The organism is Amycolatopsis sp. NPDC051071 (genome assembly GCF_040682875.1).
Classification (GTDB): Bacteria; Actinomycetota; Actinomycetes; order Mycobacteriales; family Pseudonocardiaceae; genus Amycolatopsis.
Genome location: NZ_JBFBBY010000005.1, coordinates 13126 through 24342, shown reverse-complemented (window position 1 = coordinate 24342; position 11217 = coordinate 13126). Strand labels below are relative to the sequence as shown.

The 11217-nt window shown below is 65.3% G+C and carries 9 protein-coding genes and 1 pseudogene; 8 read left to right on the top strand and 2 right to left on the bottom strand.

The features are described from left to right. Nucleotides 1-411: 411 nt before the first annotated feature. Nucleotides 412-1164: a hypothetical protein gene (locus tag AB0M65_RS02825; protein ID WP_364020429.1), complete on the bottom strand. Its 753-nt coding sequence runs from the start codon at nucleotides 1162-1164 to the stop codon at nucleotides 412-414. A gap of 708 nt (nucleotides 1165-1872) precedes the next feature. On the opposite strand from AB0M65_RS02825, the gene crtI reads away from it, so the two are divergent. Genes crtI through AB0M65_RS02785 form a run of 8 tightly spaced genes read left to right on the top strand, consistent with a single transcriptional unit; the run spans nucleotide 1873 to nucleotide 10876 of the window. Then, a complete protein-coding gene (gene crtI, locus AB0M65_RS02820) occupies nucleotides 1873-3357 on the top strand; it encodes a phytoene desaturase family protein (protein WP_364020426.1) in 1485 nt (494 codons plus the stop codon). Further along, the gene (locus tag AB0M65_RS02815) at nucleotides 3354-4307 is read left to right on the top strand and encodes a phytoene/squalene synthase family protein (protein ID WP_364020423.1); all 954 of its coding nucleotides are present in this window, start codon (nucleotides 3354-3356) and stop codon (nucleotides 4305-4307) included. Before crtI ends, AB0M65_RS02815 begins: the two co-directional genes overlap by 4 nt. Further along, the gene (locus AB0M65_RS02810; RefSeq protein ID WP_364020420.1) at nucleotides 4304-5077 is read left to right on the top strand and encodes a lycopene cyclase domain-containing protein; all 774 of its coding nucleotides are present in this window, start codon (nucleotides 4304-4306) and stop codon (nucleotides 5075-5077) included. Before AB0M65_RS02815 ends, AB0M65_RS02810 begins: the two co-directional genes overlap by 4 nt. A 1-nt stretch (nucleotide 5078) precedes the next feature. Then, nucleotides 5079-6443, top strand: a complete 1365-nt coding sequence (locus AB0M65_RS02805; protein WP_364020418.1) for a carotenoid oxygenase family protein — start codon at nucleotides 5079-5081, stop codon at nucleotides 6441-6443. Continuing rightward, nucleotides 6440-7246: an SDR family oxidoreductase gene (locus AB0M65_RS02800; RefSeq protein WP_364020415.1), complete on the top strand. Its 807-nt coding sequence runs from the start codon at nucleotides 6440-6442 to the stop codon at nucleotides 7244-7246. The genes AB0M65_RS02805 and AB0M65_RS02800 overlap by 4 nt, the downstream gene beginning before the upstream one ends. After that, the gene (locus AB0M65_RS02795) at nucleotides 7243-7899 is read left to right on the top strand and encodes an acetoacetate decarboxylase family protein (RefSeq protein WP_364020413.1); all 657 of its coding nucleotides are present in this window, start codon (nucleotides 7243-7245) and stop codon (nucleotides 7897-7899) included. The genes AB0M65_RS02800 and AB0M65_RS02795 overlap by 4 nt, the downstream gene beginning before the upstream one ends. Nucleotides 7900-7901: 2 nt before the next feature. Continuing rightward, entirely contained in the window at nucleotides 7902-9410 is a 1509-nt protein-coding gene (locus tag AB0M65_RS02790; protein ID WP_364020410.1) for an AarF/UbiB family protein, read from the top strand. Between the two features lie 20 nt (nucleotides 9411-9430). Beyond that, on the top strand, nucleotides 9431-10876 hold the full coding sequence (locus AB0M65_RS02785; protein WP_364020408.1) for a wax ester/triacylglycerol synthase domain-containing protein: 1446 nt from the start codon (nucleotides 9431-9433) through the stop codon (nucleotides 10874-10876). Between the two features lie 194 nt (nucleotides 10877-11070). Here the strand turns inward: AB0M65_RS02785 and AB0M65_RS02780 are convergent. After that, nucleotides 11071-11188: pseudogene (locus tag AB0M65_RS02780) on the bottom strand (IS3 family transposase); the annotation flags it as partial. Nucleotides 11189-11217: the final 29 nt, after the last annotated feature.

Here is an 11217-nt window from a genome sequence, read left to right as displayed (position 1 = left end):
AGTAGCTTTCGATCCAGTCGGGTGCCTTCTCTTTTAGATATTTGACGGTTGGACCTGAATGAGTTCCTCTTATAAGCCACGAAGAACGACTCGGAGACCGCATTATCGTAGCCGATCTCGGTGCAGCTCAGGAATCAGCGGACTTCGTTGTTGGCGCAGCATTTTTCGAAGATTATCGAGGTGTACTGGGTCCTGTGGTTGCGGTCAAGGGCCACGCCAGCGGTGGTCGACGGTGTGCAAGTGCCATTAATGATGAACGCTACCCGCTTGCGCCTTGTGCTCCTCGGGAAACCGGCGGCGTATCGACGACATAATTGTTCCTTTAGGAACAATTGACACCCTGCCGCTATCAATTCTAAGTTCGGTGCTTTTGGTTGGCAAGGGCGGGCGAGCGTCCAGCGGACTCCGTGGTCACCTCGGCGTTGGGTAGCGCCTGAACAGCAGATCCAGGACGCCGAAGACGAGCAAAAGGCTCATCATGCCGAGCAGGCTTGACCATAGGATGGGCAGTTCCGTTCCTAGCGCGAAGGTGGTCGGCCAGGCGGTGGCGGCGTAGCAGGCCATGAAGGCGACAGATGCTGTGGGCAGCACGAACAGTTTGCGGTACCCGGTGGTCTGAGAGTGCACGAACCATGCGGCGACACCTGCGACCATGACTGCCCCCACGGTGAGAAATGGCCATACGAAGGGGACGCCGAGGATTCGGAATGGTTGGCTCCCGTAGTAAGTAAACAGACTCGCGTAGTTGAGCCATAGCCATTGGGCAGCAGTGTTCAGGATGACACAAGCGGCGTAAAGCGCCCACAGGCGCAGAGGGGACCATTTCCGCCGGAGCGTGTAGATCGCCGCGTATCCGTAGAGGCCCATCCAGCACGTCCAGGTGGATATCTGCAGAAAACCTATTGGTCGACCGAAGGTAGTGGCCAGAACTGTACTATCAGCGCTGAGGAAATATTGGAAGTTCGCCGTTACGGACCCACCTGGGTCGGCGAACGGGCATAAGAGCGCTGACACCAGGAACAGCGGCGGGAAGGAGAGAGGCAGGCGCCCTTTGGCTACGTCCCATCCCATCCACGCGACGGCCAGCAATGTGCCCGATACGGTGACAGTGATGGCGATGGCGTAGCCTGCCGGCGAGGCCAAGCCCGTCGGAATTGGGGGCATGGCTTCCTCTCCTCGCCTTGACTGGCGCCTATTTCGGTTGGGCAAGCCTGGTTGTTCGACGCAAGAGGAGCGCATAGACAGTTCGTTAAGGCTGCAAGCAGACGCAACTGCGTTTTAGTCACTCGTTCCGCGATCGAATCGACGCGTCGACTGTCGGCGTGATCATTTGTTCAACCGTTCGAACCGCTGGTCACCGATAAAGCTGGGAGTCGGATTCGGCAACCAGGATGCTACTCACGGGCGTGGATGCGGTCAACGGACGAGCGGAAAGGGACCGAAGTCACCCCCGATTACTCGCCGTTTTCCCCCAATTCGGCGGAAGATCGCGTGGCATCATCACGGGCTGTGAGCGTCTCATGTGTGGGAGCGCGTCTCTCTCCATAGCGGTTGCGAAGACGATCAATGATCTTTTGAGCTGTGCAACCCATATGGATGCTGCGACGGGCCGACGTTTCGTCCTACCCTGAGTGGTGCAGCCTCACACTGACCCAGATGATTATGGGCCGAACAACCGGAGTGGAAGCATTCCCCCTTTCAGCTCTGTTCGACGACAGAGTGAGGCGGGTACTCAGGCCGCGCTCAGGTTAATTGGATCACTACAGTAGCGGGCGGTGCAAGCGCGCACCCTGGGTCCCGGTGACCACTTCAAATCGCGGTTCTGCTGACTCAGGTGTGAAACCTGATGCCCCTTCCATACGGAGGTTCGGGATGGCAGTGCGGCACATGGCCGGGGCGACGGATCGGGTTGTCGTGGTCGGTGCGGGTCTGGCCGGTTTGTCGGCGGCTTTGCATCTGGTGGGTGCCGGTCGGGAGGTGGTGGTGTGCGAGGCGGAGGAGTCGGTGGGCGGTAAGGCGGGCGTGCTGCGCGACAGCGGCTACCAGTTCGACACCGGCCCCAGTGTGTTGACGATGCCGGAACTGATCGGCCGGGCGTTCGCGGCTGTGGGTGAGCGGGTGGAGGACTGGCTGGCGATCGACCGGATCGATCCTGCCTACCGGGTCCATTACCAGGATGGGTCCTTTGTGGATGTCATGGGTGACCCTGTGGCGATGGCGGAGGAGATCGAGCGGGTGTGCGGGTCGAGCGAAGCGGGTGCTTACCACCGCTATCGGGCGTTCCTGGAGCGAATGTACCGCTATGAGTTCCGCGACTTCATCGACCGCAACCTCGATGGTGTAACGAGCCTGTTCACGGTGAGCCTGGCCCGGTTGGTCGCGCTGGGTGGGTTGCGCAGTCTGGAGGGCAAGGTCGGCTCGTTTTTCAAGGATCAACGGATGCGGCAGTTGTTTTCCTTCCAGTCGCTGTATGCGGGGGTGTCACCACGCCAAGCGCGGGCCTTGTATGCGGTGATCGCCTACATGGACGTGGTAGCGGGGGTGTATTTCCCCCGCGGCGGTATGCACGCGCTGCCTGAAGCGATGGCCGCGGCCGCGGTCAAGCATGGGGTGCGCGTCGAGCTCGGTGAGAAGGTGGTGCGGCTGGAAACGTCGGCTTCCGGCCGGTGCCGGGCGGTGGTCACCCAGGACGGCACGCGCATGCCCGCGGACGCGGTGGTCGTGACCATGGACCCGTCGCTGGCCCTGCCCACGCTGCTGGGTCGTGCCTCTCGCCCGGTACGGCTGTCCCCGTCGTGTTTCCTTCTGCTGACCGGCGGACGCATTCAGGCCGAGGTTCACCACAACATCCACATCACGCGAACCTGGGCTGAGGGGTTTCGCGACATTATCGACCGTGGCACGCTGATGAACGATCCGTCGTTCCTGGTGAGCGTGCCGAGCCTGACCGACCCCGCGCTGGCCCCGCCCGGGCGGCACTGCGTCTCGGTACTGGTCCCCACCCCGAACCTGGCCACCGGCCGGCTGGACTGGGAACGAATCAGCGGGCGCTACCACGACCACGTGCTGGACGTTTTACGGCGTAACGGTTACGGCGAATTGTACGAGAGCAGGGAGACCGAGCACGTCCTGGCCCCGCACCACTGGGCACAGCGAGGATGTCCACAAGGGACGCCGTTCAGCGCCGCCCACCTGTTGCGCCAGACCGGCCCGTTCCGGACCCGCAACCTCGTCGGCGACAACATCGTCCTGGCCGGCGCGGGAACACATCCCGGTGTCGGCATTCCCATGGCGCTGATCAGCGGTCGGCTCGCGGCTGAGCGGATCACCGGGAGCGATGTGGGGGTGGACGCATGACGATGATCGATGCCCGCATTCTGGACGCCGCAGGAATCGCCGATCCGTGGTTGCGAGAGTGCTACGCCCGCTGTCGTGTGCTGCACGCCCGGCACGGCCGCACCTACTATCTGGCCACCCGCCTGCTCCCGCCTTGGAAACGCCCCTACGTGCACGCCCTGTACGGGTTCGCCCGCCACGCCGATGAGATCGTGGACAACTGCGACCCCGGCCAGCGGGCACAGCTGTTCGACCAGTGGAGCGCCACCGCGGTCGGAGTGCTTGCCGCAGGCCCCGGACCGGGCACGGACCGGGTGTCCTGCGCGCTGGCGCACACCTTGCGAACCTGGGACATCCCCGTGACGCATGTGGAGGCGTTTCTATCCTCGATGAGAATGGACCTCGTCCGGGACACCTATCCGACTTACACGGATCTCTCCAAGTACATGTACGGGTCGGCAGCGGTCATCGGCTTGCAGATGACCCCGATCCTGCAGCCGCTCACCGACGAGGCCTATCCTCGGGCCGAGGCACTGGGTGTGGCGTTCCAGCTGACCAACTTCATCCGCGACATCGGCGAGGATCTGCGCCGCGGCCGAGTCTACCTCCCCCAGGAAGATCTCGACCGGTGCGGTGTCAGCCGGTCGGACCTCGCCGCCGAGCGGTGCACCCCCGGAGTGCACGACCTGATCGGGTTTGAGATCGCACGCACCCGAGCCATCTATGCCTACGCCATTCCTGGCATCGAAATGCTGCATCCATCGAGCAGGCCATGCATCGACACCGCCGCGCGACTGTACGCGGGCATTCTCGACGCGGTCGAAAACGCAGACCATGAAGTACTCCAGCACAGGGTACGCGTCGGTATCCCGAGACGAATCGCGGTCGCCCTGCCCGCATACCTGCGAAGCCGCCGACGGGCCGCCCGCCCTGCTGGTATCACGGCGGACCGTCCGAGTGAGCCGCGATGACCTACTTCGCTTTCCTGACCTGCTTTGTACTTCCACCTCTGGTGCTCGTCGGGCGGTTGGTGGCCGTCGCGTCCCATCCATCGCGCGCCACACGGCATGGGCGGACGGAAGCGGTGGCGTTGATCGTGATGCTGGGTCTGGCGCTGGCGTGGACGACTCCGTGGGACAGCTGGATCATCGCCCGAGGAGTGTGGTCTTATCCCGACGGTGCGGTCGTCGCCACGTGGCACGGGATTCCGGTGGAAGAGTATCTGTTCATGGCGGGCCAAACCCTGCTGGTGGGACTGTGGACTCTGCGGCTGGTGGCCACGAGCGGGACACCGGCACCGGCCGTGCCGGAGCGCTTTCGGCGGGCCGCCACGGCCATGGCCTGGATGACCGCGGCGGGTGTGGGCGCGGCGCTGGCCGCCACTCAACCGTCCACTCTGTACCTGGGAAGCATGCTGGCCTGGTATGGCCCGTTGTTCGCGCTGCAACGTGCCGTCGGCGCTGACATCCTGCGCGCGTGGTCACCGATGCGGTGGCGTGCGCTGGTGCCGGTCGCCTACCTGTGGTGTGTCGACCGGGTGGCGATCGGCGCCGGCACGTGGAGTATCTCCGAGCAGCACACCTCCGGGTTGCGTGTAGGGGGGTTGCCCGTCGAGGAGATGGTGTTCTTCCTGCTCACCAGCATGCTCGTGGTCGACGGGCTGCTGCTTGCCTTGCATCCGGCGACCGCCGTCCGGCTGCACCGGTCCGGGCTCGTGCCCCGAACGCATAGGGAGACCTGAGATGGCCACCAGTCCTTTCCTACTCGGGCCGTACGCTCCCATTTACGGCGAGCGGTCGATCCACCAGTTGGAGGTCAGCGGCACGCTGCCCGAGCAGTTGAGCGGGTTGTTCACCCAGATCGGGCCGAACCCGATCCGGCCGCCGCGACGGCGGGACGTCCAGCGCTACTCCTGGTTCTCCCAAGACGGGCTCGTGTGTGGGGTGCGGCTGCGCCACGGGCGGGCCGAGTGGTTCCGCAATCGCTGGATCCGCTCCCGGACAGTGAGCCGGGCCCTGGGTGAGCGCCGTCCACCCGGGCCCCGTCACTTTCCCAATGACACTGTGCACACCAACATCATCTGCAGCGGGCAGATGCTTCTGGCGCTCGTGGAAACCGGCTGTGTGCCCGTACGGCTGGACACCGCTCTGAACACGGTGGAATACACCGACCTGAACGGAGCGCTGCCGCGGGGATTCAGCGCGCACCCCAAACTCGATCCGGTCAGCGGGCAACTGCTCACCGTCGCGTACTCCCCGCTGCGTACCTGGGCGGAGTACCTGGTGCTGAACCCGGACGGAAGCCACACCCGCGACCGCATTCCGTTGGGCGGCCGCCCGATGCTGCACGACATCGCCATCACCACAGGCCACGTCCTGATCTTCGACTTGCCGGTTCGGTTCACGTTCCCTACCGCACTGCGCGGCAAGTTCCCCTACCGCTGGGATGAACGGCACACGGCCAGGATCGGTGTGCTGCCCCGTGAAGGTGGCGCACCGCGCTGGTTCGAAGTCCTGCCTGGCTTCATCTTCCACACTATTTCCGCTCACGAGCAGGACGGACACATCCACGTCCAGGCCATCCGCTATGAACGACTGTTCGCCGACGACACCGAAGACCCGTTCTCCCAGGCGGGACATCTCTGGGAGTGGGACATCGACCTCGCCGGCGGCCGGGTGACCGAACGGCAACTCGACGACCGCGCCCAGGAGTTACCCCGTATCGACCCACGCCGGATCGGACAGCCGGCCCGGTACTACTACGCCATCAGCGCGGAAGGTGAACAAGCCCTGACTTCGCACCAACCCGACGCCCTGGTCAAACAGGACCTCACCACCGGCGAAGCCTTGATACGCCGCCATGACCGGTACGCGGTGCCCGCGGAAGCGGTGTTCGTGCCCCGGGGCGTGGCGGAGGACGACGGCTGGGTTCTGCACTGGCTCTACGACGCCCGGCGCGACGCGAGCGATCTGGTCGTTCTGAACGCGACCGACTTCACTGGTGACCCGGTCGCCGTGGTGCACCTGCCCGTGCGAGTTCCTATTGGCTTTCACAGCAGTTGGTTCTCCGAAGCCGAACTTCTCGCCGTGGAGGCAGGCCTGCCATGACCCGACAGTTGCGTGGGAATCAGTACCCCTACCGGACAGCATTGGTCACCGGGGCATCCAGTGGTATCGGCGTGAGTGTGGCCAGACTGCTCGCGGCCCGCCGGGTGCGGCTGTGTCTCGTGGCCCGCCGGACCGAGCGGCTCGAAGCCTTCGCCCACGAACTGCGCACGGACTTCGCTACCAGCGTCGAGATATGTGCTGCCGATCTGACCGACGCCGGACACCTCGCTCGGGTGGAGGACCGGCTCCGGGTGGGGCAACCCGCTGTCGAGTTGCTGGTGAACAACGCCGGTATGAGCACCGCGGGCCGTTACACCGACAACCCCGTCGACTCGGAGGTGCACAAGGTGCTGCTCAACGTCATCGCGATGATGCGGCTTACCCATGCGGCGCTGCCCAGAATGCTGGCGGCGCGGCACGGTGGCGTGCTTACGATCTCTTCGCTGATGAGTTGGATGCCCAGTCCCGGCAACGCCACCTATGCATCTACGAAGGCATTCATCACCTCGCTGAGCCGAAGTGTGCACGACGAGACTCGCGCGGCGGGTGTGCATGTGACCGTGTCGGAACCGGGACCGGTGCGGACAGAGTTCTTCGACACCAGTGGGTTGCGCCTTCGCTTCGTGCCCCAGGGCCTATGGCTGGCTCCGGAACAAGTCGCTGAGGACGGACTGGCCGCAGTGGCGGCCGGACGCAGCGTCACCGTTCCCGACGTGCGGCACCGAGCGATGGCAGCGGTCACCAAACGACTCCCTGAACCTCTGCTGCAGGTGATCGGCCGTCGACTGTGGGATGCGCCATGAACGATGAGCGCCAGACCAGTGATCATCCGCCGGCACCGTGGCATCTACGCGGCGACATGTACGGCGCCGTCCTGCGAATCGCGACACGCCATATCCCGGCCCAACTGCTGCCCGCCTCGCACATCGTGGGCAGACGCCGCCGCACACGACTCATCGTGACGGCGTGGGTGGACTACCGGGACGGCGGCGTCCTGGCCTACCGCGAACTCATGGTCGCCATCATCACCCGCCTTCGCCCGCCCATCCGAGGAACCCTGGTGAAGGTCTGGGTAAACAGTCCGCCGGCCATGATCGGCGGCCGGCAGCTGTGGCGTATCCCGAAGGAGCTTGGCGAGTTCGACCTCGCCCACGACGGCGAGCAGTTCACCGCCTCGCTGCTCGTCAACACTGTTCCTCAGGCGACCTATCGATTCCGGTCCCGCCGTACCCTGCCGGTCCGCTGGTCGTCGGGGTTGCAGGTCGTCCAGGCTCACGGGACAGGCACCCGCAGCAGCCTCGGCCGGATCACCGGCACGATCGAGTACGGCACCGGGACGCTGACCGTCGAGCCCGGCGGAGCACTGGCGTTCCTCCGCCACGGGACACCGGTCACCCACCTGGCGGTGCGGGACTTTCGCATGGTGGCCGGCCGCCGCACCACCGATCGGTTCTGACGATGGGCGAACGACGGATCCAGCGTCTGGCAGGCACACTCGGACACCTGCTCGCCGATGAAGCCAGGCGCACGCTCGGCCCCGACGGGAACGAATTACGGCAGCGGCAGCGCGCTCGCGCGGTCCGTGAGGCCTTCGAAGGGCTCGGGCCGTTCTACATCAAGGTGGGACAGATCCTGGCGACCCGCCCGGACCTCGTCTCCGCGGCGACCGTCGACGAACTCGCCGCCCTGCACGACCGGGTCCCCGCCACGCGCTTCTCGGACTTCGAGAGCGTGCTGCGAGCCGAACTCGGTGACCGGTGGAACCGGCGATTCCGCCACATCGACATCGACCGACCGCTCGGCTCGGCCTCGCTGGCTCAGGTCTACGCCGTCACCCTGTCCGACGGACGACACGCGGCGCTGAAGGTGCAGCGACCCGGTATCCGCCCCACCGTCCATGCCGATATGGCGGTGCTCCGCCGCGCCGCGCTCATCCTGGCCAAAGCACGGCCGCGGTTGAACGCGGTGGTCGACGTGCACGCCATGCTCGAAGTGGTCTTCGACGCCATGACGGCCGAACTCGACTTCACCGCCGAGGCCGGCAACATGGAAGACGGCGCCCACGCCGCCAGGCGCTTCGACCGGATCGCCGTGCCGCAGGTGCTGCTGGCCACCCCGCGGGTGCTGATCCAAACCGTGGCACCGGGACGATCCATTCGCGACGCGCTATGCGACGAGTTCCCCATCCAGGAACGCATCGCCGTCGCCCGAGACCTCTTCGCCTTCATGCTGCGGTCCTACTACGTCCACCGCACCTTCCACGCCGACCCTCACCCCGGCAACATTTTCGTCCAACCCGGTGGATCGGCGTTCTTGCTCGACTGGGGAATGGTCGGCCGGATAGACCGGCCCACCAGCCTCAAGGTCCTGCTCACGATGGCCAACATGGCCCAGAACAATGGCGACGGCGCGGCCAAGGCCTGGGTGGAACTGGGCTCGACTACCCCGTGGGCCGACGTCGAAGGTTTCAGCAGCGACGTGACAGCGCTGGTGCCGCGGCTGGCGACGGCCACACTGGCCGAACTCGACCTCGGCGTCACGCTGTCCACCGTTCTACGCCACTCCACCCGACGGGGAATCAAGATTCATCCGGCTGTCACCATGCTGGGCAAGTCGTTCGCCAACATCGAGGGCTCCATCCGCCACCTGGCACCGGAACTGTCCGCCTCTCAAGTCCTGCGGGCCGAACTGGTCCCGATCCTGGTGAACGTGGTCTGTGAGACGTTCTCCCGCGGCCACCTCGTGCGCAACGCACTGGAACTCGTCCTCGCCGCCGACGGCGGGCTCGACCAGACCCGGCGAATCGTGCGCGACCTCGCCAACCACCAACTCCACCTGCAGGTGGACACCCCCACCCTGAACACAGCCCAGCAGACAAAAGGCTTACGGGCGGTGCTGTCCCAGGCACTGCTGGGCGCGGGTGCCACCTCAGTGTTGCGCCATCTCAGCAGACACGACACACGATGAACCAGCGTGAAGGTGAAACGATGAACCAGACACCGTACGAGCACCTGCGCCCCACACAGGCATGGGACCGGCCTCTCGCCCTGAGCGCGATGGACACGATGTTCTGGCGAACCGATCCGCAACCCGGAATGCGCTTCAACCTGCTCGCCGTCGAACTACTGGATCACGCGCCCGACTGGCACCGACTAGTGGCGCGCCACGAACAGCTCAGCCACACGGTCGCCCGGCTACGTCTACGGATCAACGAGCCTCCACTGCGACTGGGCCGCTACCGGCTCGGCGTCGATTCCTCGTTCGACATCCACCGGCACCTGCGGCGCATCCAGCTACCCGCCCCCGGCACGGTGCGGCAACTCCTGGACTTCGCACAGTCGTGGGTCACCAGCCCCTTCGACCCCCACCGACCGCTGTGGGAAGCCATGGTGGTCGAAGGGCTGCACGACAACCAGGCCGCCTACCTGTTCAAGGTGCACCACAGCATCGTCGACGGCCTGGGCGCGGCGCAGATCATGTTCACCCTGCACGACACCACCGCAGAGCCCGGACCGATCACACCCCCACCCCCGGCCACGGCGCCGGACCACGGCCCACCGTTCGCGCGCCTGTACGGCTGGTTGCGCCAGCGCCGCAACCGCATCCCCCGTTCCGAAACGACTGCCCCTCCCCGTCACCGCGCCCCATCGTGGCGGGCGATCGCCACCGGCCTGCGAGCCGTGGCACGCGCCACCGTGCTCCCCGCAGCAACCAGCTCATCCTTGCTGGCCCACCGTGACGGCTATCCACGCATGGAACTGTTTGAGATCCCCCTCAACCGCCTCAAAAAAGCAGGTCGCGCGGCAGACGGCTCCCTCAACGACATCTACCTGGCAATCCTGGCGGGCGCGTTCGACCGATACCATCAAACCCACGGCCAGTCCCTACGGTCGGTTCCCGCCATGGTGCCCATCAGCACCCGCCGACCCGATTCCGCACCCGGGGGCAACCACGTCACCATCGCCAAACTCGCTCTGCCCGCCGCCGGACACGGTCCCGCAGAACGGGTCGCGATCATCCGCCGAACCGTTACCGACCTGCGAGCTGGACCCACCACCCGTGCCGAAGACCTGCTCGCCCGCGTCCTGACCCTCTTGCCGGTCAGCGTGACCCGTTGTGCCGCAACGCTGATCTTCCGCGGCAACGACCTGACTGCGAGCAACTTCCCAGGCAGCCCCACGGAGGTGTACCTGGCAGGGACCAAAGTGATCGCCTTCCACCCCTTCCTCCCTCTACTGCGCTCGGCCGTGACCACTGTCATGACGTCCTATCAGGACAAACTGCAAGTCGGCATCAACCTCGACACGGCAGCGATCCCACAACCCGAAGTCTTCATGAAATGCCTGCGAGACAGCCTCAGCGAGGCACTCGACCTCCGTCCAACGCACCTCACACCCACTACACAATCCCCAGACGACACAGCCCACGAGTAGCGCCGCAGGGAAGCTCGCCCGAACTCCCCTCCGCGACGGCAACCCGGCCGGTCGCTTCCGGCACTCGCAAGTACGGGAACTCAACGCACTCAACGTTGAACTCTCGATCCTCGACATCGCCGACGCCTAGATCGGCGGTTGCCCATACCGTCAGTGCGGGACAACAACCCCCGGATGTGTGGAACCCGGGTGCGCAGATCGATCACGGTCGGCCAGGTATAGCCATTTTTCCTGCGTGGGGAGAAAGGTGATGTCGCCGACGAATCGTTCACCGGGCGCGTCGGAGGTGAAGTCCCGGCCGATCAGATCCGGTGCGGGCGCGACCGATGGTGTCCTGTTTG

Excerpts from the sequence above, each read along its gene's own strand:
- AB0M65_RS02825 (WP_364020429.1), bottom strand. The coding sequence starts at position 1,164 with ATGCCCCCAATTCCGACGGGCTTGGCCTCGCCGGCAGGCTACGCCATC.
- crtI (WP_364020426.1), top strand. The coding sequence starts at position 1,873 with ATGGCAGTGCGGCACATGGCCGGGGCGACGGATCGGGTTGTCGTGGTC.
- AB0M65_RS02815 (WP_364020423.1), top strand. The coding sequence starts at position 3,354 with ATGACGATGATCGATGCCCGCATTCTGGACGCCGCAGGAATCGCCGAT.
- AB0M65_RS02810 (WP_364020420.1), top strand. The coding sequence starts at position 4,304 with ATGACCTACTTCGCTTTCCTGACCTGCTTTGTACTTCCACCTCTGGTG.
- AB0M65_RS02805 (WP_364020418.1), top strand. The coding sequence starts at position 5,079 with ATGGCCACCAGTCCTTTCCTACTCGGGCCGTACGCTCCCATTTACGGC.
- AB0M65_RS02800 (WP_364020415.1), top strand. The coding sequence starts at position 6,440 with ATGACCCGACAGTTGCGTGGGAATCAGTACCCCTACCGGACAGCATTG.
- AB0M65_RS02795 (WP_364020413.1), top strand. The coding sequence starts at position 7,243 with ATGAACGATGAGCGCCAGACCAGTGATCATCCGCCGGCACCGTGGCAT.
- AB0M65_RS02790 (WP_364020410.1), top strand. The coding sequence starts at position 7,902 with ATGGGCGAACGACGGATCCAGCGTCTGGCAGGCACACTCGGACACCTG.
- AB0M65_RS02785 (WP_364020408.1), top strand. The coding sequence starts at position 9,431 with ATGAACCAGACACCGTACGAGCACCTGCGCCCCACACAGGCATGGGAC.